This is a genomic window from Sulfurospirillum sp. hDNRA2 (assembly GCF_024206095.2).
In the GTDB taxonomy this organism is placed as follows: Bacteria; Campylobacterota; Campylobacteria; order Campylobacterales; family Sulfurospirillaceae; genus Sulfurospirillum.
The window spans coordinates 429,840-455,292 of the sequence record NZ_CP159800.1 but is presented as its reverse complement, the minus strand read 5'-3'; the positions used below and the strand labels follow the sequence as shown (position 1 = coordinate 455,292).

Annotated in this window: 38 protein-coding genes and 1 pseudogene; 1 reads left to right on the top strand and 38 read right to left on the bottom strand. The window is 43.4% G+C overall.

The features are described 5' to 3' along the window. Positions 1-2: 2 nt before the first annotated feature. Genes NL930_RS02455 through NL930_RS02445 form a run of 3 tightly spaced genes read right to left on the bottom strand, consistent with a single transcriptional unit; the run spans position 3 to position 3,221 of the window. Positions 3-1,250 carry an adenylosuccinate synthase gene (locus NL930_RS02455; protein ID WP_039673466.1) on the bottom strand — a complete coding sequence of 416 codons (1,248 nt, stop codon included), beginning with the start codon at positions 1,248-1,250 and terminating at the stop codon, positions 3-5. After that, complete coding sequence (locus tag NL930_RS02450; protein ID WP_254377057.1) at positions 1,251-2,105, bottom strand: ATP phosphoribosyltransferase regulatory subunit; 855 nt, start codon at positions 2,103-2,105, stop codon at positions 1,251-1,253. Between the two features lie 3 nt (positions 2,106-2,108). Beyond that, on the bottom strand, positions 2,109-3,221 hold the full coding sequence (locus NL930_RS02445; RefSeq protein WP_254377058.1) for an alanine--glyoxylate aminotransferase family protein: 1,113 nt from the start codon (positions 3,219-3,221) through the stop codon (positions 2,109-2,111). A 257-nt stretch (positions 3,222-3,478) separates the two neighbouring features. Between NL930_RS02445 and NL930_RS02440 the strand changes: the two genes are divergently transcribed. Then, positions 3,479-5,362 carry a methyl-accepting chemotaxis protein gene (locus tag NL930_RS02440; protein WP_254377059.1) on the top strand — a complete coding sequence of 628 codons (1,884 nt, stop codon included), beginning with the start codon at positions 3,479-3,481 and terminating at the stop codon, positions 5,360-5,362. Between the two features lie 126 nt (positions 5,363-5,488). On the opposite strand, the gene NL930_RS02435 is transcribed toward NL930_RS02440, so the two are convergent. From NL930_RS02435 to NL930_RS02265, 35 genes and pseudogenes are all read right to left on the bottom strand, one after another. Beyond that, complete coding sequence (locus NL930_RS02435; protein ID WP_039673474.1) at positions 5,489-6,145, bottom strand: HAD family hydrolase; 657 nt, start codon at positions 6,143-6,145, stop codon at positions 5,489-5,491. Next, positions 6,123-8,117 carry a transketolase gene (tkt, locus tag NL930_RS02430; protein ID WP_254377060.1) on the bottom strand — a complete coding sequence of 665 codons (1,995 nt, stop codon included), beginning with the start codon at positions 8,115-8,117 and terminating at the stop codon, positions 6,123-6,125. The genes NL930_RS02435 and tkt overlap by 23 nt, the downstream gene beginning before the upstream one ends. Before the next feature lie 8 nt (positions 8,118-8,125). Continuing rightward, entirely contained in the window at positions 8,126-8,935 is an 810-nt protein-coding gene (locus NL930_RS02425) for a polyprenyl synthetase family protein (protein WP_173636949.1), read from the bottom strand. Between the two features lie 61 nt (positions 8,936-8,996). Then, complete coding sequence (locus NL930_RS02420; protein ID WP_254377061.1) at positions 8,997-10,076, bottom strand: PDZ domain-containing protein; 1,080 nt, start codon at positions 10,074-10,076, stop codon at positions 8,997-8,999. 10 nt (positions 10,077-10,086) lie between these two features. Beyond that, entirely contained in the window at positions 10,087-10,404 is a 318-nt protein-coding gene (locus NL930_RS02415) for a YbaB/EbfC family nucleoid-associated protein (protein ID WP_039673480.1), read from the bottom strand. Beyond that, entirely contained in the window at positions 10,404-10,769 is a 366-nt protein-coding gene (panD, locus tag NL930_RS02410) for an aspartate 1-decarboxylase (protein WP_254377062.1), read from the bottom strand. The genes NL930_RS02415 and panD overlap by 1 nt, the downstream gene beginning before the upstream one ends. Positions 10,770-10,809: 40 nt before the next feature. Then, on the bottom strand, positions 10,810-12,123 hold the full coding sequence (locus NL930_RS02405) for a UDP-N-acetylmuramoyl-L-alanyl-D-glutamate--2,6-diaminopimelate ligase (protein ID WP_254377063.1): 1,314 nt from the start codon (positions 12,121-12,123) through the stop codon (positions 10,810-10,812). A gap of 10 nt (positions 12,124-12,133) precedes the next feature. Next, on the bottom strand, positions 12,134-12,697 hold the full coding sequence (locus NL930_RS02400; protein ID WP_254377064.1) for a tetratricopeptide repeat protein: 564 nt from the start codon (positions 12,695-12,697) through the stop codon (positions 12,134-12,136). A gap of 7 nt (positions 12,698-12,704) precedes the next feature. Continuing rightward, positions 12,705-12,977, bottom strand: coding sequence for a NifU family protein (locus tag NL930_RS02395; protein ID WP_039673487.1), 273 nt, complete (start codon positions 12,975-12,977; stop codon positions 12,705-12,707). Positions 12,978-13,121: 144 nt separating this feature from the next. Beyond that, positions 13,122-13,472 (bottom strand): 50S ribosomal protein L17, encoded by a 351-nt coding sequence (rplQ, locus tag NL930_RS02390; protein ID WP_039673488.1) that lies wholly within the window; start codon positions 13,470-13,472, stop codon positions 13,122-13,124. Between the two features lie 3 nt (positions 13,473-13,475). Next, the gene (locus NL930_RS02385) at positions 13,476-14,489 is read right to left on the bottom strand and encodes a DNA-directed RNA polymerase subunit alpha (RefSeq protein ID WP_039673490.1); all 1,014 of its coding nucleotides are present in this window, start codon (positions 14,487-14,489) and stop codon (positions 13,476-13,478) included. Between the two features lie 15 nt (positions 14,490-14,504). Further along, positions 14,505-15,131 carry a 30S ribosomal protein S4 gene (gene rpsD, locus NL930_RS02380; RefSeq protein WP_039673492.1) on the bottom strand — a complete coding sequence of 209 codons (627 nt, stop codon included), beginning with the start codon at positions 15,129-15,131 and terminating at the stop codon, positions 14,505-14,507. Between the two features lie 72 nt (positions 15,132-15,203). Continuing rightward, on the bottom strand, positions 15,204-15,596 hold the full coding sequence (rpsK, locus tag NL930_RS02375) for a 30S ribosomal protein S11 (RefSeq protein ID WP_039673494.1): 393 nt from the start codon (positions 15,594-15,596) through the stop codon (positions 15,204-15,206). A gap of 21 nt (positions 15,597-15,617) precedes the next feature. Then, complete coding sequence (gene rpsM / locus NL930_RS02370) at positions 15,618-15,986, bottom strand: 30S ribosomal protein S13 (protein ID WP_012857708.1); 369 nt, start codon at positions 15,984-15,986, stop codon at positions 15,618-15,620. A gap of 2 nt (positions 15,987-15,988) precedes the next feature. Then, a complete protein-coding gene (gene rpmJ, locus NL930_RS02365; RefSeq protein WP_060825270.1) occupies positions 15,989-16,102 on the bottom strand; it encodes a 50S ribosomal protein L36 in 114 nt (37 codons plus the stop codon). Between the two features lie 161 nt (positions 16,103-16,263). Beyond that, positions 16,264-16,482, bottom strand: a complete 219-nt coding sequence (infA, locus tag NL930_RS02360; protein ID WP_012857710.1) for a translation initiation factor IF-1 — start codon at positions 16,480-16,482, stop codon at positions 16,264-16,266. An 18-nt stretch (positions 16,483-16,500) separates the two neighbouring features. Next, positions 16,501-17,259 (bottom strand): type I methionyl aminopeptidase, encoded by a 759-nt coding sequence (map, locus tag NL930_RS02355; protein WP_254377065.1) that lies wholly within the window; start codon positions 17,257-17,259, stop codon positions 16,501-16,503. A 4-nt stretch (positions 17,260-17,263) separates the two neighbouring features. After that, the gene (secY, locus tag NL930_RS02350; protein WP_039673501.1) at positions 17,264-18,526 is read right to left on the bottom strand and encodes a preprotein translocase subunit SecY; all 1,263 of its coding nucleotides are present in this window, start codon (positions 18,524-18,526) and stop codon (positions 17,264-17,266) included. Next, positions 18,523-18,927, bottom strand: coding sequence for a 50S ribosomal protein L15 (rplO, locus tag NL930_RS02345; protein WP_039673503.1), 405 nt, complete (start codon positions 18,925-18,927; stop codon positions 18,523-18,525). The genes secY and rplO overlap by 4 nt, the downstream gene beginning before the upstream one ends. A 20-nt stretch (positions 18,928-18,947) precedes the next feature. Beyond that, positions 18,948-19,391, bottom strand: a complete 444-nt coding sequence (gene rpsE / locus NL930_RS02340; RefSeq protein WP_012857714.1) for a 30S ribosomal protein S5 — start codon at positions 19,389-19,391, stop codon at positions 18,948-18,950. A 25-nt stretch (positions 19,392-19,416) separates the two neighbouring features. Next, positions 19,417-19,773 carry a 50S ribosomal protein L18 gene (rplR, locus tag NL930_RS02335; RefSeq protein ID WP_039673505.1) on the bottom strand — a complete coding sequence of 119 codons (357 nt, stop codon included), beginning with the start codon at positions 19,771-19,773 and terminating at the stop codon, positions 19,417-19,419. A 10-nt stretch (positions 19,774-19,783) separates the two neighbouring features. Continuing rightward, the gene (gene rplF, locus NL930_RS02330) at positions 19,784-20,320 is read right to left on the bottom strand and encodes a 50S ribosomal protein L6 (RefSeq protein ID WP_254377066.1); all 537 of its coding nucleotides are present in this window, start codon (positions 20,318-20,320) and stop codon (positions 19,784-19,786) included. A 73-nt stretch (positions 20,321-20,393) separates the two neighbouring features. Beyond that, positions 20,394-20,789: a 30S ribosomal protein S8 gene (rpsH, locus tag NL930_RS02325; RefSeq protein ID WP_039673509.1), complete on the bottom strand. Its 396-nt coding sequence runs from the start codon at positions 20,787-20,789 to the stop codon at positions 20,394-20,396. Between the two features lie 11 nt (positions 20,790-20,800). Next, a complete protein-coding gene (locus tag NL930_RS02320) occupies positions 20,801-20,986 on the bottom strand; it encodes a type Z 30S ribosomal protein S14 (RefSeq protein WP_012857718.1) in 186 nt (61 codons plus the stop codon). Position 20,987: 1 nt separating this feature from the next. After that, complete coding sequence (rplE, locus tag NL930_RS02315; protein ID WP_039673511.1) at positions 20,988-21,536, bottom strand: 50S ribosomal protein L5; 549 nt, start codon at positions 21,534-21,536, stop codon at positions 20,988-20,990. Further along, positions 21,536-21,772 carry a 50S ribosomal protein L24 gene (gene rplX, locus NL930_RS02310; protein WP_039673513.1) on the bottom strand — a complete coding sequence of 79 codons (237 nt, stop codon included), beginning with the start codon at positions 21,770-21,772 and terminating at the stop codon, positions 21,536-21,538. Before rplX ends, rplE begins: the two co-directional genes overlap by 1 nt. Further along, positions 21,772-22,140 carry a 50S ribosomal protein L14 gene (rplN, locus tag NL930_RS02305; protein ID WP_012857721.1) on the bottom strand — a complete coding sequence of 123 codons (369 nt, stop codon included), beginning with the start codon at positions 22,138-22,140 and terminating at the stop codon, positions 21,772-21,774. Before rplN ends, rplX begins: the two co-directional genes overlap by 1 nt. Then, a complete protein-coding gene (gene rpsQ, locus NL930_RS02300; protein ID WP_012857722.1) occupies positions 22,140-22,391 on the bottom strand; it encodes a 30S ribosomal protein S17 in 252 nt (83 codons plus the stop codon). The genes rplN and rpsQ overlap by 1 nt, the downstream gene beginning before the upstream one ends. Before the next feature lie 9 nt (positions 22,392-22,400). Then, positions 22,401-22,589 (bottom strand): 50S ribosomal protein L29, encoded by a 189-nt coding sequence (rpmC, locus tag NL930_RS02295; RefSeq protein WP_039673516.1) that lies wholly within the window; start codon positions 22,587-22,589, stop codon positions 22,401-22,403. Further along, positions 22,576-23,001 carry a 50S ribosomal protein L16 gene (rplP, locus tag NL930_RS02290; protein WP_039673518.1) on the bottom strand — a complete coding sequence of 142 codons (426 nt, stop codon included), beginning with the start codon at positions 22,999-23,001 and terminating at the stop codon, positions 22,576-22,578. The genes rpmC and rplP overlap by 14 nt, the downstream gene beginning before the upstream one ends. Then, a complete protein-coding gene (gene rpsC / locus NL930_RS02285) occupies positions 23,001-23,714 on the bottom strand; it encodes a 30S ribosomal protein S3 (RefSeq protein WP_039673520.1) in 714 nt (237 codons plus the stop codon). Before rpsC ends, rplP begins: the two co-directional genes overlap by 1 nt. A 4-nt stretch (positions 23,715-23,718) precedes the next feature. After that, positions 23,719-24,048 (bottom strand): annotated as a pseudogene (gene rplV, locus NL930_RS02280) (50S ribosomal protein L22); the annotation flags it as partial. Positions 24,049-24,056: 8 nt separating this feature from the next. Beyond that, positions 24,057-24,338: a 30S ribosomal protein S19 gene (gene rpsS / locus NL930_RS02275; RefSeq protein ID WP_039673524.1), complete on the bottom strand. Its 282-nt coding sequence runs from the start codon at positions 24,336-24,338 to the stop codon at positions 24,057-24,059. Further along, positions 24,339-25,169 carry a 50S ribosomal protein L2 gene (gene rplB / locus NL930_RS02270; RefSeq protein WP_039673526.1) on the bottom strand — a complete coding sequence of 277 codons (831 nt, stop codon included), beginning with the start codon at positions 25,167-25,169 and terminating at the stop codon, positions 24,339-24,341. It abuts the gene before it with no gap. Between the two features lie 2 nt (positions 25,170-25,171). After that, the gene (locus NL930_RS02265) at positions 25,172-25,453 is read right to left on the bottom strand and encodes a 50S ribosomal protein L23 (RefSeq protein ID WP_039673528.1); all 282 of its coding nucleotides are present in this window, start codon (positions 25,451-25,453) and stop codon (positions 25,172-25,174) included.

The following is a 25,453-nucleotide window of genomic DNA, read 5'->3' as shown; positions in this document are numbered from 1 at the left end:
GTTTATAAAATAATCGTATCGTTTCGATCGGGACTCGTGGAAATAAGACCGATTTTCGTACCGGTTAGCGCTTCAAGGCGTTTGAGATATGCTTTTGCCGCTTCGGGTAAATCCTCAAATTTTCGACATCCTACGACACTTTTCCAGCCCGGAAGCTCTTCGTAAATCGGTTGAATATTTTCTAAATCCTCCGGCAAAGTTTCAAGACGCTTACCGCCCGCTTCGTATGCCACACATACTTTGATTGTCTCAAAACCGTCTAAAACGTCAAGTTTCATAATGGCAAGCTCGTCACATCCGTTGATACGACTTGCGTAACGGCAGGCAACCGCGTCAAACCAACCGCAACGGCGCGCGCGTCCGGTCGACGTTCCGTATTCATGCCCTTTTTCGCGAAGCGCATCACCGTCCACACCGAAATCTTCGGTCGGGAAAGGACCGTTACCCACGCGCGTGCAGTACGCCTTGACAATTCCCGTCACTTTTCCGATATCTTTAGGATTGAGCCCTAAACCGATGCAAGCACCCGCGCTGATCGTATTGGAGCTGGTTACGAACGGATAGGTTCCGTGGTCGATGTCAAGCATCGTACCTTGCGCACCTTCCAACAAAACTTTTTTCTTTTCGTCTAAACATTTCCAGACCATTTGCGTCGTATCCGTCAAGAACGGAAGCAGAGCTTTGGCGTACACGTCCAATTCTTCTTTGAGCGCCGCTTTGCAAGGCGTTTGGATACCGAGTGCTTCAAAAAGCGCATGATTTTCGGTGTAAAATTCGATCAACGCATCGGCCAATTTTTGCGTATCGCGCAACTCGCCCAAACGATGTCCGCTACGCTCGATCTTACTGCCGTAGCTTGGTCCAATGCCTCGCCCTGTCGTACCGATCGCTTTATCGCCGCGCAATTTCTCTTTGGCCTGATCGATTAAAATATGGTGGTTTAAAATCATATGCGCTTTGTCGCTGACGAACAAACGACCTTCTAGTTTATCAAACTGCGCCATCTCTTTGATCAGTGCTTCGGGACAAACGACCACGCCGTTGCCGATCACATTCAAGGCTTTTGGATTTAAAATACCTGAGGGAATCAGATGCAACGCATAACGAACGCCGTCCACCCAAATCGTGTGTCCTGCGTTATGTCCGCCTTGATAGCGGCAAACAACGTCATAGTGTTGCGCCATCAAATCGACGATTTTTCCTTTACCCTCGTCACCCCATTGAATGCCTACGATCATATCTGCTTTCATTTACTTACCGTCTCTTTTAATTAATATTTCGATTAAATTATCCGTATACAATCCAAATCCGCTGGAAGCGATTCCTTCGCAATCGTAGCTTCCGCCCGATCCTAGCGTAAAATTATGATGGATAAATCTAAAAAATAACGCATTATAATAGCGCATTTTCACATAATACAAAGGCGCGAACACGACGTTTTTCGTCGGCAAGGCGCACGAAAGCGCTTTAAGCTTTTGCAATTCGCTTTGAAGTTCAAAGGGAACTTCGTCTAAAATCGCTTCCAATTCCTCTAAGGTTTCAAGGCACGTTAACTTCGTCAACCACGGAATATTTAACGCTAAAAGCTTTTGCAGCTCGCCTTTTTCAAAGACGCTTAAATCGACATGTAACATGGATGAGAGAATTTTAGGGATATTGATATTGCTGATATGCAACAACGAATCGATACGAAACTTGTCAAAAAGCGCCAAGCAAGTCTGAATGCTTAAGTTTAAATCCGCTTCACCGATCATTTCCGCGCCGATTTGATGCACTTCATGGCTAGGATAACGAAAAACGGGTTGAACGTAAAACCATTTTGCATGGTTTGTACTGCGCTCGACGCGTTTGGTGATGAGACGTACGACGTCCATCGTACTGTCCGCGCGCAACGAGACGATGTGGTTTGCCTCGTCCGAGAAACGCAACAACTCTTTTTCGTCGATACTTTTATGCTGATGGTACGAGAAAAACGGTGTTACGATCTCTTCAAAACCGGCATCGTAAAAAAGTTCACTGGCGACTTTTTCGAGTTCGCGTTTTAATTTGGCACTCTCTCCAAAGTAGAGCTTGCTCCCCGTGGGTATTTCGTGCTCGTAAATCATACCTTAGCCTTGATAAAATTCTTGCGTAAAAACGCGATTGGCGCTACCGTCGTAAGGACGACGTCCCAGTTCGGACAATGCCATTTCGACGGCATTCAGCGTCCATGCCGTTTCGTAAACGTTCACGAGACCCATGTGGTTAATACGGAACAAAGTCTCTTTAATATGATCTTGTCCTCCCGCCATATTGACGCCGTATTTGCTTTTCAAAAGCTTACGGATTTTTAACGCATCGTCGTCCAAAACGGCACTCATCGAAGGTGCCGGAACTTTCGGATAAATACGCAAACCTAAAGCTTGAAGTGCCGCGTTTGACGCACGCGCTCTTTTTTGCGTATCGGCGTACAGTGCTTCCAAACCGCCCTCTTTTTCGATCAATTCGCACATCGCGACAAGACCGATGACCAGCGTCGTCGCCGCCGTCCATGCGGTTGTATTTTTGCGTTGGTTTTTCAATTCGGTTTTGAGATTAAAATAGTATCCAACCCCCTCACCGCTTTCAATCATTTCCAAAGCGCGTGCGCTTAGCCCGATAAACGCGAGTCCGGGAGGAAGCATTAGGGCTTTTTGGCTACCGGAAATCAATGCGTCGATCCCCGTCGTATCGATCTTTTCGACGCCGACCGCCGTGATACCGTCGGCAATAATCATCACGTCGGAACGAATCGCTTTGACCGCTTTGGCAATCGCTTCAAGCGGATGACGCAGTCCGCCGGCACTCTCGCACACTTGAAGGCATACCGCATCGATAGTCGTATCGTTTTTGACAAGATCGACGATTGCTTCGACGCTAACCGGCGTATCCCACTCATTTTTAATTTCGACAAACGGTTTATTGTATGCAGCACAAATTTTGCCAAAACGCTCGCCGAATTTTCCCGAATTGACGACAATGGCTTTGCTTTGACACAAATGAAGCACGCATGCTTCCATCGCACCCGTGCCGCTTGATGCCAACATCAAAACGTCTTCCATGGCAAAAAGCTCTTTTAAATACGCTCTTGCTTTTCCAAAAATAGCCTCAAATTCGGGTGTTCGGTGATGAATCGTCGGCGTGCTCATCGCAACGCGAACCGCTTCGGGAACGGGAGTAGGACCGGGCGTTAACAATAACATAAAAAATCCTCAAAAAATGTAGTTTTATAGGCAATTGTAACGCAATCTTGCTTGTTGTTTCTTTAGCGGTAGCGTCAGGTTTCATGCAAGCGGGCTTAAAAACGTATCGATTTTCGCGACAGAACGGTCGATTTCTAAAGTATCGGCATTATGTTATAGAAATTTTTCTATTTTACGCTATGATTGATTGTATAAAATTCGATTATCTTACGTCCCGATGCATTTGCTTCCCACCTTGACATGTAAGGAGCTTTCTCATGCATTTTCAAACCAAAGTCACCTTAACCCTCGCCCTTTTGATGGGATCGGCGTTGTCTTCTTTCGGCGTTTTGAATTATTTAGAGACGCAAAAGCACAGTATTTTGCAAGTCGAATCCAGCTTAAAGGCTACCGCCGATGCGTTAACCGATTACGTCGATTTGTGGGTTTCCTCGAAAAAAGAGGTGCTCATGGCAACGGCGTTGAAATTAAGCTCCATCGAAAGCATGGACCCCGAAACGCTTGACGAACACTTGGTTCATCTCGCCAAGAGTATCGACGGTTTAGACGCATTTGTCGGCTTGGAAAAAGACGGCAAAATGATCTACGGCGGCGGTAAAAAAGCTCCGCCCGATTTTGACGCACGCGTTCGTCCGTGGTATAAAGACGCAAAAGAAAAAGCCAAAGCCGGAGCGACCAACGCTTATATTAGTGCTACGCTCAAAAAATACGTCGTCGCAATTTACGCACCGATCGTAAAAGATAATCGCCTTGTCGGCGTCGTGGCGGCTTCCGTGGCACTTGATTCAATCGTTCATGCAATCGAGTCGATGCAATTTAACGGCGGTTACGCCGCTTTATTGGACTCAAGCAACGTCATGTTAGCCCATCCCAATAAAGAGCTAATCGGTAAAGAACTGAAGTCGCTCGTACCTGCTTTAGCCGAAAAAGTCGATCAAAAACAAGAAGGCATTTTGCAATACGAATACCAAGGCAAAACCAAAATCTTTGCCTACAAACAATCCACGCAAACAAACTGGAAACCGAGCCTCACTTACGATAAAGAAGTCGCTTACGCCTTTTTGACGGCGCAATCGCAAAAACTTCTTTTGATCGGCTTTGCTATGTTGGCATTTTCCATCGTCGTCATGATCGTGCTTATCAAGACGCTCTTGCGACCGCTCGGAAATCTGAACGCGATGGTCAAGGATCTTTCCAGTGCCGAGGGAGATTTAAGCCAAAGACTCCCTATCGGATCTAGCGACGAATTCGGCGACGTTTCGCGCAACATCAACCAGTTTATCGAAAAACTACATCTCATCGTTAAAAAGACCAAAGAGATTAGCCATGAAAACGCGTCCATATCCGAAGAGCTCTCACGCACCGCATCCGAGGTCGTCCGCAACGTGGACAACGAAGCCAACATCGTCGCGAAAGCCAAAGATAACGGACTAAAATTGACGAACGTGATTGAAAATTCGGTGCAAAAAGCCAACCGATCACAAGAAGCGTTGGCACAAACGCAAGGCGATATTTTTCGCGTTAAACAACAAGCCGAACAGCTCGAGACGACGATGCAAGCAACCGCTTCTAAAGAGCAGAGTTTAGCCGAACGCCTCAATACCGTTAGCCATAACGCCAATGAAGTGAAAGCCGTTTTAAATATTATCCGCGATATTGCCGATCAAACCAATCTTTTAGCCCTCAATGCCGCCATCGAAGCCGCGCGGGCGGGAGAGCACGGAAGAGGTTTTGCCGTGGTTGCCGACGAAGTGAGGAAACTGGCAGAGCGTACGCAAAAAAGCCTTGTGGAAATCGACGCGACCATTAACGTCGTCGTTCAATCCATCATGGACGCCAATACCGACATCGCACACAATGCGCATGAAGTAGGCGAATTAGCGCATATCTCCGCCGCTTTGCAAGACGGTATGAACGCTATCGATACGACGATTCAAGAGACGCTTCAAGAGACGCGCGTCACGCTTGAAAGTTTTGTCGATACCGCTGCGCAAATTAAAGCGATGGTCATAGAGATCGAGAAAATCAACACCCTATCCAAAGAGAATACGCTCAGCATCGACAACGTTTCTCAAGCGTCCGAACACTTACATGTCATGACCGAAAACCTCAACAACGAACTGGGGAAATTTAAATCCTAATCGCAAATCGACCTTGTGCCGTGACAAACACGCCAAGGTCGCTTTTTTACGATCAAATGGAAGATTAGAGAGAAATTGTCTTAGACGCTTCAAGGGCTTCGCCTGAAACGTGAGGTGACTTTTGTGTTAAACCGCGGCGAGCAGTTTGATAACATCACCGGGCGTTTTGGCAAGATGCGCCGCATGATTTTCGCGTAATTCTGCTTCGTCACGAAATCCCCATAACGCTCCGATGGCCTTCATTCCCGCACGATTGGCGGTTTGCATGTCGATCATCGTATCGCCTAAATAAAAACACTCCTCAGGCAGCGCAGAAAAACGCTCGCAAATCTCTAAAACAGCCGTAGGATCGGGTTTGCGAGGCACGCCCTCGCGGACGCCGAAAACCGCTTCAAACTTCCACGTTCTAAAATATTTTAAGGCGCATTTTTTCGTAAACGCATCGGGCTTGTTGGAAAGAATCGCCATTTTAAACCCTCGTGCCTGTAAAAAACTCAAAAGTTTACCGATGCCCTCGTAAGGTTGGGTGTGGCGATCAAATTGCGTTGCATAGTGCGCTTCAAAAAGTTCGACCGCACGAAGGATCGTTTCGTGCGACTGTACGTCTTGGGCAAAGATATTTTCAAACAGTTTAAAAACACCTTCACCGACGTAATAACGGTAACACTCGATAGGACGCGCTTCAAAACCCAAAGTTTTCAAAGCTTCATTCGCGCTAATCGCAATATCTTCTAGGGTATCAAGTAGCGTACCGTCCAAATCAAACACAATGTTTTTTTTCATTATCTCGCTCTAACTCGGCTTTTAACGCATCGTAATTGAGGTTCAAAAATTCACATGCCGCTTTGGTTGCTTCGTGCGCTCTAAAACCGAATTTTTCAAACAATAACTCTGCAGGTCCGCTCGCTCCGAAACGCTCCATTGCGATCACTTTGTCGGCAAAACGGTACCACTCCAAGCCCGCTCCCGCTTCGATCGCGATTACTTTCGTTTGCGGCTCAATAATGGTTTGCAGATAGGTCTCGTCTTGCTCGACCAAAAGATCGAAACACGGAACGCTCACAACGTTGCTTGGGATACCGAACATCGAAAGATAACACGCGACTTCCAATGCCAAATAGACTTCACTACCGCTCGCCATGACGGTTACTTTGGCGTTTTCGCGCTTTTTAAGCAAATATCCGCCGTTTTCCACGTCGCCGAAATCGCGCGTATCTTTCAGGGCTCTTAATTTTTGGCGTGAACAGACAAATGCGCACGGAGCGTGCATACGGAGTGCTTTTTGCCATGCTTTAACGTTTTCCCTTCCGTCACACGGACGGAAAACATAGAAATTCGGTAATGCTCTAAATTGCGTTAATTGCTCAATGGGCTGATGCGTAGGGCCGTCTTCGCCTACACCGATACTGTCATGCGTCCAAATGTAAAAATTTTTGAGTTTCATCAACGCCGCTAAACGGACGGCGGGTTTCATATAGTCGCTAAAAATAAAAAAGGTCGCCCCATAAGGGATAAACAGACCGTACAACGCAAAAGCATTGCAAATCGCGCCCATGGCATGTTCACGAATTCCAAAGTGAATATTGCGTCCTAAAGGAAAATCGCCCATCTCTTTTAATTCGCTTTTATTGGAAGGTCCAAGATCGGCACTTCCGCCTAAAAAGCCGGGAATCGCTTGTGCAATCGCATTTAAAATCTGCCCGTTGCTGTCGCGCGTGGCAATATCTTTATCGAAAACGGGCCATTGAATACGTGAAAAATCGGGATATTGCAACGCCTCAAGCAACGCTTTTTGTTCTGCACTCGCTTCGGTTTGAAGACGTTTGTTCCATGTCGCTTCGGCAAGGTCGCCTTTCTCGCGAGCACATTCAAAACGTGCTTTAACCTCTTCGGCGACAAAAAACGTTTTTTCGGGATCGAAACCCGCTTTGATTTTAGCGTTTTTAATCTCTTCAACACCCAATGGCGCACCGTGAGCGTGATGACTACCCTCTAAAGCACATGCACCTTTGGCAATCGTCGTATCGGCAATAATTAAATAGGGTTTGCTTTGCTCTTTGGCTTGCTCCAAAACGGCATTAATTTCATCGTAATCATGTCCGTCGATACGTGAAACTTCCCAACCTTGTGCTTCAAAACGGTGTTTCACGTCTTCGCTCCATGCAATCGACGTGTCGCCTTCGATCGTAATTGCATTGCTGTCGTAAATGACGACAAGGTTATCCAACCCCAAATGTCCCGCTAAAGAACATGCTTCATAACTAATCCCCTCTTGCAAATCTCCGTCACCGCATAAACAATACACTTTATGCGTAATTAAAGGCGTTGCAGGCGTATTAAGAAGCGTCGCCGCATATTTGCTCGCCATCGCAAAACCGACCGCATTGGAGATGCCTTGTCCCAAAGGCCCCGTCGTGACTTCTACGCCGGGAACGTCGCCGTATTCGGGATGTCCGGGCGTTTTACTGCCCAATTGTCGAAATTGTTTAAGATCGTCCAAGCTAATGTCGTAACCGCTTAAATGCAAAAACGAATACACTAACGCCGAAGCATGTCCACCGCTAAAAACAAGGCGATCGCGGTTGAGCCATTTGGGATTTTGAGGATTGTGCGTGATATGGCGCGCCAAAATCGTCACGATATCCGCGAGTCCCATCGGCGCACCGGGGTGTCCGCTGTTGGCTTGTTGTACCATATCGGCCGCCAAAAATCGAATCGTATCGGCTTGTTTTTTTAATAAAGATTCATTTTCCATAGTTTATTTTATCCTTTGAAATAATCGTTCACGATGCTTTTGAGTTTTTGAGACAAGGCTTCGTCTAAAGTATTCGCCTCGCGATTTAACTCTTCTAAGAGTGCTCTTTTTTGCGCACGTGCGCCCTCTAGCCCCAAAAGGTTGACAAACGAATTTTTATGCCCGTCGTTTTGCGTCGGTTTTCCCGCTTCTTCGCTGGAGAGCGTCGCATCGATAATATCGTCTTGCACTTGGAACAAAAGCCCCAATTTTAACCCGAAGCGGTATAGGGCGTTTTGCGTCGCTTCATCTAATTCACAAATGACTGCCCCCATTTGAAGCGATGCGGCAATCAATTTAGCTGTTTTATGAAGGTGTAAAAACGTTAATTCATCGATCGAAAGAGGTTTGTCCTCGAAAAAACAATCGATGGCCTGCCCTAAAACCATACCGTAAATGCCGGCATCGCTTGAGAGAATCGACACCAGTTTTACTTTGATCGCATCACTCAAAGGCGCGTTTGAAAGTACATAAAACGCATGCGTGTTTAACGCGTCGCCGATGAGTACCGCCGTCGTTTCGTCATACGTGACATGTAAGGTCGGATGGCCTCTTCGAAGCGCGGCATTATCCATACACGGAAGATCATCGTGAATCAACGAATACGTGTGCATCATCTCTAAACCGAGAGCTACATGTAAGGCATTTTCCACCAAAAGCGGCTTACATGTTTGCACTACGCTTAAGAGTAATAAAGGACGAAATCGCTTGCCTCCCACGTCGAGCATTTCGCGAAACGCGTGGTTGAAGTGCGGATGAAAACTCTCTATCGAAGGCATAGCTTCTTGCAAAAACCGTTCAAATCGGCGTAATAAATCTACGGAGTTCAAAATAACCTTTCTAGCGTTTGATCGTTACGAAAAATTGAAAGTCGCTTCGATCGAACAAGAGATGATGTTCTCCCGAAAACGCTTTAGCCATGTACGCATCGGCCTGCAAAACGGTTTCGATCGGCGTCGTATCGATCTGCATCAAGCGATCGCCCGCCTTAAGCCCGCTTTGGTCGGCAAACGATCCTTTGGAGACATTGATAATATTCAAATTTTTATCAAACGCAAAACCTTTCGCTTGGAAAAAACTCTCTTGTTTGGCTTGCGGTAACGGTACTTTTTTCGGTACGCTCTTTTTCGCGATCGGTTTGGAAGCTAAGAGGCTGACTTCGAGCGATAACGTCCCTCTTTGAATTTGCGCGTTCCATTTGGGAGCTTCTTTTAAGCTTTTAATCACATCGTTTAAATCCGCCAACGTCTTCACGCGGATACCGTTGAGCGATTGTATTTTATCGCCGACGTTGAGCTTTGAATCTTTAAAAGTAGGATCGATAAAGTCGACCGTAATACCTTCGTTATCTTCGCTAAATCGCGCACCGAGTTCTTTAAATGAGGCCGATTTACCGGCAATGAATTTTTCCAATACTTCCGAAGCGATAAAAGCACCTTCGCCGATACCCAATCCGTACATGTCGCAACAAAGACCGCCTACGATGCTGTTGATTTCACCTTTACCGGCAAATTCAAAAAGCTCGTCGGGCGTTTTACCGACTTTTGAGGCATTAACGACCAGCAACGAATTATCGGTTAGGGATTCCAACCATTCGCCGAGTTTCAAATCGACGGTCGGTTTAAGCTTAACGGGAATCAGCGGTTTAGACGATTCAAAAAGGTAGAGATTGGAAAGGTAATCGTGACGCACGAAAGCTTCGTTCGGTTTTTCTTTAAGGTACGCAACGGCTTGTTTTTCATTGACGGCAACGGCGCGCGTTTTACCGAAATAGACGATGGATTGTCTGTTTTTTTCGTAACATTGCGTAAAGTCGGGGTAAACAAATTCCGCTTTTGAGGCTGCGACGGGAGCGACGGGAGCGTCGGCCGCGATGAGAGAATATGCCAAGCATCCTAAAACAAAGCCTATATATTTCACGTGCTACTCCTTAGCTTTTCGTACCGAATCCTCCAATGCTTGAGAGCATTTGAGTCGTGGCTAATTTTTTATTCTCTTCGACCATTTTTAACACGTCGTTGATCGCGCTCATCACTAAAATTTGCAGCGATTCTTTATCGCTTAAAAGCGAATCGTCGATACCGATATCGATCACTTCGCCCGAACCGTTCATACTCACGCGAACCAATCCGCCGCCGCTTTTAGCCGTAAACTCTTTATTTTGAGCCTCTTCTTGCATTTTTTGCGCTTGTTTTTGCGCCTCTTCAAGCATTGCGGTCATTTTCGATAAATCAAAATTATCAAACATCAGATATAATCTCGCACTTCAACCAAAGCATTGGTTTCATCGACTAAGGCAACCGTCGGTTTAAACGTTTTGAGCTCTTCTTCGCTCAAATGAGCATAGGCAATAATAATGATTTTATCGCCGACATGGGCTTTGCGTGCCGCCGCTCCGTTCAAACAGATATCTTTTGCGCCGGCTTTTCCTTCGATCACGTACGTCGTAAAACGCTCTCCGTTATTAATATTGACGACTTCGACTTTTTGTCCGACTCTTAAGCGGCTGGCGTCAATCAGTTCTTTATCGATCGTAATGGAACCGACGTAATTTAAGTTGGCGTCCGTGACCGTCGCTCGATGAATTTTGGCGTACAGCATCTCTAGGGTCATCGCTTTGTAATCCTCATGAATAAAATTATTTAATTTTACCCTATTTTTGCTTAGGCAATTCGGCGATTAATGTTTTGACGATTTCACGATCGTCGAACGGATATTTTTTTCCGGCGATCTCTTGGTAGGTTTCATCCCCTTTTCCGAGGATTAAAAGCACCTCGTTCGGTGCTTGAAGGCGTAACGCTTTTTCAATGGCGCAAGCGCGGTCGGCTTCAACGTAAATCGGTCGGGAACCGTGCATACCCGCTAAGATTTCGTCGATAATGCTTTGAGGTTCCTCCGAGCGAGGGTTGTCGCTCGTAACGATAATTTTCTGAGCGTAGCGCTCTGCGACTGCTCCCATCTTCGGTCGCTTCGTGCGGTCTCGATCGCCGCCTGCGCCGAAGACGACAATCATATTTTGGTCTTTCATGCTTTCCATCACTTTTTCCATACCATCGGGCGTATGCGCAAAATCGACGATGACCAAAGGCTCTCGACTCACGACTTCCATACGTCCTTCCACACCGCCGAAGTTTTCCACGGCTTCGCAAATGGCTTCCATAGAGGATACACCCAGACAATCGATCGCGCTTACGGCGGCAAGAAGGTTATAGAGATTAAAAAAACCGTGCAGAGGCGATTCGAATTCGTACACCGAATTGTTTTTGGCAACCGCCGCGCTAATGCCGTCTTTAAGAGCATATGCAAGAATTTTATACGTGGCGGGATGCTCGATACCGTAACTAAACGCTTGCGTACGGTTGTAGCGAATATTACTTTCGTCTTTGTTGATGAGTTTTAAACCCTCGTCTTCAAAAAAACGGCTTTTCACGGCAATATATTCGTCGATCGTTTTATGAAAATCCAGATGGTCTTGAGTCACGTTCGTTAGAATTTTCAAAGCAAACGGGAGTCCGTCGATACGATTTTGAACAATCGCATGCGAACTAACTTCCATCACAAAATACTCGCATCCTGCGTCTAGTGCCGTTTTCAAATTTTTAATCGTTTGTAAAATAGGCGGCGTCGTTAAACTTTTGTCTTCGATACGGGTTTCGTTGATAAAACAACCGCGCGTACCTTGCAAACCCGCTTTCTTTCCCAAATCAAGCAAAATCGAATAAATCGCGGCTGCCGTCGTCGTTTTGCCGTTCGTACCGGTAATACCGATAATTTTAATACGGTCATTGATTCCTAAAAGCTCCAAGCATGCCTGCGGTGAAATAACTTTTGTACAACCGCGATCCAACGCGCTTTGGCGATACGAAGCGTTCAAATCGGTGACGACAAAGATGCTAGAAGCATCGCACTCGTTAGAATTATCCGTTACATGTAAAAACGGTGCTGAATTTTTTAACTCGATTTTCACGATAGGCTCTTTATTTTTGAACTTTTTTGATTAAAGAGAGAAGTTGCTCGTCGTTCGGGAAGAGCGTTACGGCACTCTCAAGGTAGTTAAGCGACATTTCGATAAATCCGTTGTCGATCAATTTTGCAAGAAAGTCGACAAAATCCTCTTTTTTCGAAATAATTACTTTCGTAGAGAACATAATGTCTTCAAACGCCTCTTTAAAACTCCCGCGTGATTCTATCAACGCCATAAAATCTTCGTATTTAATACCGTTTTCCGCATTAATACGCGCCTCTAAATCTTTGTGATTAAAAAGATGTGCGATTTTATCGCTATTTTCTTCGACGGAATTAATAATCTCTTCCATGACATCTTCACAGTCTTGCGCACCGTTTTGTTTCGTCAGTAAATAGTACTCGAAAAGTGCCATTGCCTGCTCTTCGTTGCTCGATGCCATATCGCATAAGATAGCTCCTATGCGAGCCTCTTTATCTTGCGGATTGTCGCTAAGTGCTAGCGCAAAATGGCGCATAGCCTCCATAAAACGACGTTCGTAAAAGTACTCGATACCTTGTTGGAAATGCGGATTCATTCTGCTCCTATTGATCGAATTGATCTTCCGATCCGGGTAAAATATTTACCACTTCGAGTTCGGGATGAATATCAATGCGAAGTTGTCTCTCAATGCCGTATTTGAGTGTCTGTCCACTAGAAGCACACCCTTGACATGCACCTTGTAATTGCACAAAAACACGACCGCCTTTAATGCCTAAAAGCGTTAAACCGCCTCCGTCAAGTGCAAGCATCGGCTTAATTTTTTCCAATGATTTTTCGACAACGGGAAGCAACTCTTCGTCACTAAATGGTATCATAAATTCTCCTATAGCAAATGTTTCTAATTTAACAATAGTTTGCGTTAAAAATGACTTAATGAAGAAGGAATAAAAGTAGGAAAGGACAAATTTTTTTAACGTAGAGAAGGAAAGAAAGAGGATCTTTCTTTCCCGAATACAGATTTAGACGAGTTCTAAAAATGCCATTGCGGCCGCATCGCCTTTTCGGATTCTTGTTTTAACGATACGGGTATATCCGCCGTTTCGCTCTAAATATTTAGGAGCAATTTCATTCACGAGTTTTTTCGTACACTCTTTATCTTGAAGTGCCGCAAAAACGAATTTGTGTGCATGATCGCCACCAACTCCAGCTTTTGTGATCAATTTCTCAACATAGCCTCTTAGCTCTTTAGCTTTAGGAAGCGTCGTCTCGATTTTCTCATATTTAATAACCGCTATAGCCAAGTTCTTGAGCAATGCCGCTCTGTGTGAAGAACTACGACCAAGCTTTCTATATCCATGCTTATGTCTCATAAATTAACCCTCGTTGGCTTCAGATTTTAAATCTTCAATTTTTTTCTTGAGCAAGCTTGCTGCATCGTCCGGGAAGTTAAACCCGACCGGATATCCGCTCTCTTCCATGACGTCTCGAATCTCTTCTAACGATTTTTTGCCGAGATTTTTAAGGTTTTTAAGCTCTAACTCGCTCATTAAAGCAAGTTCGCCGATGTACTTCACTTCGGCACGGTCTAGGCAGTTAAAGCTGCGTGCGCTTAGGTTTAACTCTTCAATACTTTGGAGCAATTTCCCAAACTCGACGCCGTCGTTCGAGTTATCGCTTTTTGGAGCTACTGCAATATCTAAAATACCGTTAAATACGGACATTTGCGCATACATCGCTTCCAAAGCGTTTTTAAATGCTTCAATCGGAGAGACCAAACCGTCCGTTTCAATCGTAAAAACGATTTTTTCATAGTTGGGATTGTCTTCGACTAAAACGTTTTCAATATCGTAAACGGCTCTTTTAACCGGTGTAAAGAATGCATCGAGTGCTATATAATCGTCTCCGACTAACCCTCGAATATTCTCGCTCGGTACGTAACCGATTCCTTTTTCGATAATCAAAGAAAAATTTAGCTCCGCATCTTCATTAATCGTCGCCAAATACGTATCAGGCGTAACGATTTCGATTTGTGCGTTGGCTAAGTCGCTTCCCTTAATCTCTTTTGGACCGCTAAACGAGTAATTGACTTCCACGCGTTTTTCATCGCCTTTAATTCTAAAACGAATATTTTTAAGATTAATGATAAAAAGTGCAACATCTTCAAGCATACCGCGCATGCTATCAAATTCATGGGTTACGCCTTCAATCTTTACAGCCGTTGGAGCAGATCCGACGGTACTGCTTAAAAGCAATCGACGTAACGGATGTGCCAATGTAATCGCAAATCCTGATTCAAACGGATATGCACTTACCTGAACTTTATTGGCTGCAATATTCTCTACCTCAATTTCAGTTGGCATGTAAGCTGATGTATTGATTTTTTTCATTTACTACCTACTTTATTATTTAGAGTAAAGCTCAACGATTAATCTTTCTTCAACCGGAATTACTACTTCGTCTCTCTCTGGGATACGTGTAAAAATACCCATTGCTTTTTCTCTCTCAACGTCAACCCACGGTACGATACCGGTTTGTTGCGTCAATTCAAGAGAGCGTTTAACTTGTGGGTTATTTTTTGATTTTTCACATACTTCTACTTTATCGCCGGCGCGAACTACGTAAGACGGAATATCTACGCGAGCTCCGTTGACTAAAATATGTCCGTGCGTAACTAACTGACGTGCAAATCTTCGCGTCGTCGCAAATCCCATACGGTAAACAACGTTGTCAAGTCTTCTCTCGATTAAAAGAACAAGGTTAATACCCGTGTTTCCTTCTTTGCGAGCTGCTTCGTCAAATATACGTCTGAATTGTTTTTCAGAAACTCCATACATAAATTTAGCTTTTTGCTTCTCTCGTAATTGAAGCCCGTATTCACTAATTTTTGCTCTTCTTTGTCCGTGTTGACCCGGGGCATACGGTCGCTTGTCTAGTGCGCTCTTACCAGCAAGTCTGCGCTCACCTTTAAGGGCCAAGCTAACACCAAGTCTTCTCTCAAGCTTTTCGACCGGTCCTCTATATCTTGCCATTTTTTCTCCTAATTATTGCGTAAACGAAAAAATTATTTTGTTTTATCTCTAGCCAATATCTCCGAAAAGAAATTAGACTCTTCTTCTTTTTGGAGGTCTACAACCGTTGTGCGGGAGAGGCGTAATATCTTTTAAGAAAGACACTTTGATACCCTCTGTTGTACCGGCACTTTTGACGGCTGTTTCACGACCGCTGCCCGGGCCTTGAACTTTAATACCGATTTCTTTGAGACCATGTTCTTTTGCTTTAGTGAGTGCATCTTCTACGGCTTGTTGTGCGGCATAAGGAGTCGATTTTTTACTTCCTTTAAAGCCTAAACTACCGGCACTACTCCAAGCAATGACATTTCCCATCTCATCGGTGACAGTTACGACAGTGTTATTAAATGTTGCTGAGATAAAAATAATCCCTTTCGCAATATTCTTTTTAACAACTTTTTTACGTACTACTTTTCTTTTTGCCATCTGTTTCCCTTTGAGACTTCGTTATTTAGCTTTAGCGCCGACGGTGCGTTTTTTACCTTTACGGGTACGTGCATTCGTCTTCGTTTTTTGACCGCGAACCGGTAAGCCTTTTCTATGTCTAAGACCTCTGTAGCTTCCCATATCCATCAAAGCTTTAATATCCATCGCTACTTTTTTACGAAGATCACCTTCTACTTGGAATCCGGCTTGGATCTCTTTACGAATAGCGGCAACGTCGTCTTCGCTTAACTCATGAACTCTCTTATCGAATGAAATTCCGGTTGCGGTTAAAATCGCTCTAGAACTTGTTAAACCGATACCGTAGATATACGTTAACCCGTACTCTACTCTCTTTTTCATTGGAAGGTCTACACCTGCAATCCTTGCCATGCTTATCCTTGTCTTTGTTTATGTTTTGGATTATCGCAAATGATTCGAACGATACCTTTTCGTTTAATCACTTTGCATTTATCACACATCTTCTTTACAGAAGGTCGTACTTTCATTGTGACTCCTGAACTTTTTTTCCACTGGAATTTTGAGTTAAACTGTCACAGGTTTGACGAGTAATATCAAACCAACAATCGAAAAAACAGTGGTCTTTTTTCGATTATTCTTCACACAGCTTTACAAAAGGGGTAAATTATACAGAATTTAAACTAATAATTTACTTATATCTGTAGGTTATGCGCCCTTTATCCAAACTATACGGGGTCAACTCTACTTTAACGGTATCTCCCGGCATTATCTTAATATAATGCATTCTCATTTTACCGGCAATGTGACATAAAATCACATGGCTATTTTGTACTTCAACTTTAAACGTAGCATTGGGTAAAGCTTCTATTACCTTACCGTCAATCTCTATCACATCGTCTTTTGCCATTTTACCTCCCTAGTGAATTTACGCTTTTGATAAAATTTCGGCTCTACCGTCTATTATCGCTACGGTATGCTCGTAATGACTACCTCTCAACCCGTCTTTTGAAACAACCGACCATTTATCCGCTAAGATTTTTGGCGTACCGTCTTTATGGCAAATCATCGGTTCTATGCAAAACACCATCCCGTTTTTGATCTTCGGTCCGCTTTTAGGGTTGATCCCTTCCAAATAATTAGGTAGCTCCGGTTCTTCATGCGGCTTTCGACCTATTCCATGACCGCAAAACCCTCGCAAAGGTACAAACCCTTTTTGGAGAATAAATTGCTCTATTGCATAACTCAGTTCTTTAAAGCGCATTTCTGGTTCAATAATATCGATCGCGAAATAAAGCGCGTCTTTGGCACATGCAATCAAAGCTTCGTCTGTTTTTGAAATGGTACCGACACCTAACGTTACGGCAGAGTCACCGTACCATCCGTCAATTTCCGTTCCAATATCCAAACCGATAATATCGCCTTCTTGCAATTTATAATCCGTGGGAATACCGTGAATAATCACTTCGTTGACGGAAGTACACACCCCGGCGGGGAAACCGTAAAGACCTTTAAACGCAGGTCGTGCTCCGTGAGAGTGAATAAAAGATTCACCCATAGCGTTTAATTCTTTCAAACTAAGTCCGGGGTGAATCTGTGTAGAAAGATACTCTAACGTTCTTGCAACGATTTGATTTGCCACCGAAAGTTTTGCGATCTCTTGCGGTTTTTTTATCGTAATAGCCATTGCATTAAAGTCCGACGGCACTCAATGTTTCATATTTATTCATGTACATTTGTGCCTCAATTTTTCGCATCGTATCCAGTGCCACTTGCACGACAATTAAGACAGCCGTTCCACCGAAATAGAAAGGAACGCCCATAAATTTTACAAGAACCCATGGAAGAGTCGAAATCAGTCCTAAATAAATAGAACCCCAAAGCGTCAATCGTCCGGCCACTTCGTTTAAGAAAAGAGCCGTACTTTCACCGGGTCTAACACCGGGAATAAATCCGCCTTGTTTTTTCAAATTTTCGGAGATATCTTTTGCATTAAAAACTATCGATGCATAAAAATAAGCAAAGAAAATCACGAATAAGAACGTAAGGATATTAAAAACATAGCTATTCGGATTTAAAAAATCGTGAATGGCTTGAACGATTGGATTAGTACTTGCTTGCATGATCGTTGAAGGAAACATCAAAATCGCACTGGCAAAAATTGGAGGAATAACACCGCTCAAATTCATTTTAATCGGTACATAATTCATAATACGTTTATGCTGATTTTGAAGTACCACTTTACGTGAATATGAAATCGGTATACGACGTTCGCCCATTTCAACGTAAATAATGGAACCTACCGTTGCAAGAATAACCGCTAAAATGCCTATAACGACGAGGAAGTTGAGCTCACCCGTATTCACAAGGTTAATCGTGCCGCCGATAGCATGAGGAATACCCGATACGATACCCGCAAAAATAATCAAGCTAATACCGTTACCGATACCGCGTTGCGTGATTTGTTCGCCGATCCACATTAAAAGCATTGTGCCGGTTAACATACTAGCCGCTGCAATCGCCGTAAAAACCGTCATATCGATCATAATAGCACTTTCGCCTGCGCGTCCCGTTAAGCCACCCAAACCAACCGATACGCCGATTGCTTGAATAATCGTAATACCGATCGTTGCATAACGAATAATTTGCATGTATTTAACCATACCGTCGCGTTCTTTTTTCATTTTTCCAAGTGCGGGGAAGGTGGCTGCGAGAAGTTCCATAATAATCGAAGCAGTAATATAAGGCATAATTCCAAGAGAAATAATGCTAAGGCGTTGAGCAGCATTGCCGCTAAACATATTAAACATTCCAAGAGCGTTAGAGCTGTTAGAATCGAAGAACTCTTTAATAACATCAAGATTTACGCCAGGAACCGGCACGTATGCCAGTATCCTGTATGCAAAAATAAAACCAAGCGTTACTAAAATCTTCTTAGTAAGTTCTTGGCTCATTTACTCATTCCGGTAAAAACGACGTTTTCGTCTTTAATCTTAGCGGCAAGCTCTTTTGCACCCGCACCGATTAATTTAACTTTGACGACGGTACTTGCCATCTTATGAACGGTACGAATCGCATCAACCGTAATTTCGTTTAAATCGGCAACGGCTTTAATTTTGTCGATATTGATAACGTAAGGTTTTTCGATTTTAGAAGTAAAACCGACTTTCGGCAATCTTCTTTGAAGCGGTTGTTGTCCGCCCTCGAAACCTCTTTTTTGCTTATAACCCGTACGAGATTTTTGACCGTTAGCACCGCGGCTAGCCGTTTTACCCATACCGCTACCTTGACCGCGACCTACGCGTTTGATCTCTTTGGTAGAATTTTCTGCGGGTGTAAGATTATCTAATGCCATGTTTCGTCCTTTTGTGCCGTTTAGCTTTTAATCATGCTAAGAGCTTTAATCGTTGCTCTTACCACGTTAGAAGCATTATTTGAACCGAGTGACTTAGTCAAGATATCTTTAATACCTGCAAGTTCAACAACCGGACGCGTTGCACCACCGGCGATTACGCCGGTACCGTCGCTTGCCGGTTTAAGAATAATACGACTTGCATTAAATTTTACTTCAACGTCATGAGCGATCGTAGAACCTTTAATGTTCACTTTAACGATGTTTTTAAACGCATCGTCAACCGCTTTACGAATTGCATCGGGAACCTCTTTTGCTTTTCCGAAACCAAAGCCAACAAGACCTTTCTTATTTCCAACAACGACCAGTGCTGTAAATCTAAAACGTCTACCGCCTTTAACAACTTTTGTTACGCGGCCGATGTTAACGATGACTTCTTCAAACTCTTCTCTGTTATATTTTTCCATTGAATCGTTTTCCTCTTTTTGATCTTTACAGCACTATGCCGTTTTCACGAAGACTATCTGCAAAAGCAGCAATGACGCCGTGATACAAATAACCGTTTCTGTCATAAACCACTTGCGTCAAGTTCTTAGCCTTAAGTGTTTCGGCAAACGCTTTTGCTACTTCTGCCGCACCGGCTTTACTTGAATTAAATCCTAATTTTTTACCGTCAACGCTTGCAAGCGTTACGCCGCTAAGATCGTCAATGGCTTGTGCGTAGATATATCGATTCGATTTAAATACGGAAATTCTAGGTCTTAATTCCGTACCGGAAATATCGGCTCTAATTCTTCTTTTGCGTTTAACGCGTAATGCAAGTTTACGTTTTAAAATATTTGCTTTCATTCCCTACCCTTTACTTCTTAGAAGTTTTTCCGGCTTTACGGATAATAGTTTCATCAGAATATTTAACACCTTTACCTTTGTAAGGCTCTGGAGCTCTAAAACTTCTAATCTCGGCAGCAATCTGACCCACGACTTGCTTGTCGTTACCTTGAACCGTAATAACGTTTTTTTCAACGACGATTTGAACGTCTTTTGGAAACTCATAGTTAATCGGATGCGAAAAACCGAGTTGAAGCTCAAGGACGTTACCGCTAACGGCAGCTCTGTAACCAACGCCGTTAATCTCTAGTTGTTTTTTAAAGCCTTCGGTTAAGCCGATAACGATATTTTGACCGAGTGCGCGATAAGTTCCCCAAAAAGCACTGCTTTGTCTATCGCTACCTTTTGGAGCGAATACGAGTTCACCGTCTTCGACCTTAGCCTCAACATTACCTTTTGTATCCAATATTTTTTGGACACTTCCTTTTTTAAACTCTACCAAATCACCGCTCACCGATACTTCGAGACCGGCTGGTATCTTAACAGGTTTTTTACCGATACGTGACATTTTCTTCCTTTTACTTGTCTACGATAAGCTTACATCTTAGAATGGATATCGAATACCATAAAAGAAGCGCTAATTACCAAATACTGCAAATAACTTCGCCACCAAGCCCTGCTTTGTGCGCGTCGTCATTGCTGAGAACACCTTTTGACGTACTAACGACAATCGTACCGTAACCGTTTTTAAAGCGTTTGATCTCATCGGAGCCCTTATAAACGCGGCGACCCGGTTTAGAGATTTTTTTCACTTCATTGATAACTTGATTGCCTCTTGCGTCATACTTTAATACGACATTAATGAATTTTTTAGGACCTTCTTCAACAACGTTAAAACTTTCGATATAACCCTTGTTTTGGAAAATCACTAAAATTGCTTCCACAAGCTTAGAATGCATTAATTTTGTTACGTCAAGTCTTCTCATTGACGCATTTCTGATTCTTGTTAAAGAATCTGCTACGAGATCATTAATCATGCTCTTTTTCCTTACCAGCTTGCTTTTTTGAGGCCGGGAATTAGACCTTCATTCGCCATTTTACGTAAACAAATTCTGCAAATACCGAAATCTCTGTAAACCGAGTGTGGGCGTCCGCAAATTTGGCAACGCGTGTATGCTCTTACTTGAAACTTAGGCTTTCGTGCAGCCTTTGCAATCATTGATTTTTTAGCCATCTTATTTACTACCTTTTACGAACGGTAAGCCAATAAGCTCAAGAAGTCTGAATGCTTCTTTGTCATTATTAGCGGTGGTTACGATTGTAATATTCATACCGTGAGTTTTCATAATATTATCATACACGACTTCCGGAAACATCAATTGTTCGTTTAAACCGAAATTGTAGTTTGATCGTCCGTCAAAACCCGTTCTAGGAAGTCCTCTAAAGTCTTTTACTTTGGGGAGGGCAACACAAATGAGTTTATCGAGAAATGCATACATTTTATCTTTACGCAATGTTACTTTAACACCGACGGGATAACCTGCACGCACTTTAAAACCCGCAACGGATTTTTTAGCGTTGGTAATAACCGCTTTTTGTCCTGCAATCAAGGAGATCGTATCGGCAATATTTTGCATAAGTTTGCTATCTTTGCCTTCTTCACCCGCACCGACGCTGATGACGATTTTTTCAATTTTAGGAGCTAACATAGGGTTTGTAATATTAAACTCTTTAACCAATGCCGGTTGCACTTCGGCATTAAATTTTTCTTGCAATCTATTCATTATTTACCCTCTACTTTAGCCACGTTAGAGACATGAATCGGCTTTTCGACATTCGCGAAACCGCCTTTTGGGTTGCTCTCGCTCGGCTTGATGGCTTTTTTTACTACTTTGCAACCTTCAACAACGACTTGAGACGTTTTAGGCATTACTTGAAGTACTTTTGCCTCTTTGCCCTTATCGTCGCCCGCGATAACTTTTACGGTATCGCCTTTTTTAATTTTCATCTTTGTCGCCATTATAATACCTCCGGTGCCAAAGATACGATTTTCATAAAGTTTGCATAACGAACTTCACGACCGACGGGTCCAAAAATACGCGTACCGATTGGCTCTCTTTTATTATCGAGAATGACGGCTGCATTTTCATCGAAACGAATCAATGAACCGTTTTCTCTTTGGATCTCTTTTTTGGTTCTAACGATAACCGCTTTAACCACTTGTCCTTTTTTCACTTTACCGCTAGGGAGTGCTTTTTTAACGGAAGCGATAATGACGTCGCCGACTGTCGCATAACGACGTTTGCTACCGCCGAGAACTTTAATACACATAATCTCTTTAGCACCGCTATTATCAGCTACGGCTAATCTTGTAAAACTTTGTATCATTATTCAACTCCCACTTTAACGATTGCGCTCAGTCTAAAAGACTTTCTTTTTGAAAGTGGTCTGCACTCGATTGCGCTTACCGTGTCGCCGATTTTTACTTGGTTGCTCTCGTCATGGACTAAGTATTTTTTGAAACGCTTAACGAACTTACGATATCGTGGGTGCATAACGCGTCTCTCTACCAAAACAGTGATGGTTTTATCACCCGTTTTCTGAACAACTACGCCTTGAATCTCTCGTTTTAAAGCCATTAGTTACTCCTACTTGTTTTGAGCAGAAATTGCCGTATGAATACGTGCGATATCTCTTCTAACTTCTTTAATCTCATTCGGATTAGTCAGTTGCATTGTTTTTAGCTTTTGTCTTAACGTAAACAAAAGAACCTTTTTCTCTTTCAACAACTCTAAAAGCTCTGACGTGCTTTTGCCGTTTAAATCAATATACTTCATTTTCGCTCTCTCGAGTTACGATCTTGGTTTTGAAAGGCAATTTATGCATTGCAAGGGTTAACGCTTCGCGCGCCAACTCTTCGGGAACGCCTGCCATTTCGAAAATAATTCTGCCGGGTTTGATATTCATAACCCATTTATCTACCGAACCCTTACCTTTACCCATCCTGGTCTCAAGCGGCTTTGCCGTTAAAGGTTTGTCAGGGAATACGCGAATCCATGTTTTAGCTTGACGCTTTACATGTCGTGTGTAAGCAATCCTCGCCGCCTCAATTTGGCGTGAATCGATACGTCCGGCTTCGACGGCTTTTAAACCGATTTCACCGAAAGAGATAGATGCGCCGCTACCGGCTTCACCGCGATTGCGGCCTTTCATCTGCTTTTTATATTTCGTACGTTTGGGCATTAACATTAGTTTTTACCTCTCTCTCTACGTGCTCTTGGCTTACGCGTATTTTCTTTTTCAGGTGCATCGTCTTTTTCCGGAGCAAGCCCTTTTACAAGAACCTCACCTTTAAAAATCCATACTTTTACACCGATAACACCGTATGTCGTGTGCGCTTCAGCAAAACCGTAATCAATTTTTGCACGAAGCGTATGAAGAGGAACGCGTCCTTCAAGGTACCATTCCGTTCTCGCCATCTCAGCACCGCCAAGACGTCCTGCAACTGAAATTTTAATACCTTTTGCACCTGATTTTTGGGCACCTTGGATCACTTTTTTCATCGCACGTCTAAACGCTACACGACGCTCAAGCTGCATTGCAACGTTTTCGGCACAAAGTTGTGCGGAAGATTGAGGACGTCTCTCTTCTTTAATGTTGACGTTGACGTCTTTATCGATTAATTTGCTGAGTTTAACTCTTAATTTTTCGATGTCAGAGCCTTTTTTACCGATAATAATACCGGGACGTGCGGCAACGACCGTTACTCTAAGCTTTTTAGCGGTTCTCTCGATCAAAATTTGACTCACGCCCGCATAATAAAGCTCTTTTTTCAAAAATGTTCGGATTTTATAATCTTCACCAATACTTGTTGCTAAGGTTTGTTTACCCGGAAACCAGCGTGAATCCCAGTTTCTGTTGATACCAAGTCTTAAACCAATCGGATTTACTTTTTGACCCATCTTAGTCTTCCTTCTTTGCTGCTTTTGCTACTTCAACCATAATATGAGAAGTTGGTTTACGAATACCGCCTGCGCTGCCTCTAGCTCTTGGCATAAAACGTTTAAGTACCGGACCTGCATCAACACGGCAAGAAGCAACAACGACTTCATTCGGTTCAAATCCACCGTTAGCAACGGCAGAAGCGATCACTTTAGAGATAACTTTCGCACCTTTATTTGGCATGAACTCTAAGCTTGCCATAGCAAATTCGGCATTCATTCCTTGAACTTCACGGGCAATGAGTCTTGCTTTCGTAGGTGATAAACGGATAAATTTTAATACTGCTTTACTCATCTTCTTACCTACTTACCGATTTTTTTCTGAACAGAGCCTTTGTGACCCTTAAACGTACGTGTTGGAGCAAATTCGCCCATTTTATAACCGATATGGTTTTCCGTGACGTATACGGGAACAAAGTTTCTACCGTTATGAACATTAAACGTTAAACCGATCATATCAGGAATAATAGTACTTCTACGAGACCATGTCTTAATCGGCTTACTGGATTTTGTCTCTTTTGCTTCGAGTGTTTTTTTCAACAAATGAGCGTCAACAAAAGGACCTTTTTTTAGCGATCTAGCCATCTATTTTCCTTTTCTTCTAGAAATAATCAGTTTGTCGCTCGCTTTTTTCTTACGAGTTTTTCTACCTTTAGTCGGTTGTCCCCATGGCGTTACAGGATGACGTCCCGAGTTAGTTTTACCCTCACCACCACCGTGTGGGTGATCCACTGGGTTCATCGCAGAACCACGTGTTTGAGGACGAATACCACGATGTCTGTTACGACCGGCTTTACCGATCACAACGTTTGCCCAATCTTCATTTCCGACGACGCCGATTGTAGCCATACACTCAGCCAAAATTTGTCTCATTTCACCGCTTGGAAGTCTAACCATAACGTATTGCGTCTCTTTACCCATAAGTTGAGCATAACCGCCGGCACTTCGTGCCATTTGTCCGCCTTTGCCGGGTTTAAGTTCAATGTTATGTAAAATCGTACCGACCGGGATACTTTTGAGCTTCATTGCGTTACCCGGTTTAATATCCAAGCCTGCCTCTGCTGCTTGAACTTTATCGCCTACCTTTAAGCCCGATGGTTGAAGGATATAACGTTTCTCACCATCTGCGTAATTGATAAGCGCAATTCTACAGTTTCTGTTCGGATCGTACTCGATTGCGGCAACAGTACCTTCGATGTTAAATTTTGTACGTTTAAAATCGATAATTCTGTAGAGTTTTTTTGCTCCCGCTTCTTTATGGCGAGATGTGATTCTACCATTGTTATTTCTACCCGCAGTTGCTGCGATTTTCACAAGAAGTGAAGGAACGCTTGCTTTTGCGGTAATATCGCCGGAATCAAGACTTGTTAAAAATCTACGACTCGGAGTGTATGGTTTAAATGATTTTATTGCCATGATTACGCCTCCACATTCTCTAGTTTAGCGCCCTCTGGCAACTGAACATAAAACTTTTTAAAATCATTACGTTTGCCTTCAATGCCTTTAAACTTTTTCACTTTACCCATAACGCGAAGAGAATTGATTTTAAGCGGCGTAAAACCGAAGTAATTTTTCAAAACCTCTTTAAGTCCGTTTTTCGTCATTCTTACGGATGTTTGGATGACGACCGTGCCATTCTCTTGAAGGCTCAAGCTCTTTTCAGTATAAAGGATTGCTTTAATATCAGTAATATCAGCCAT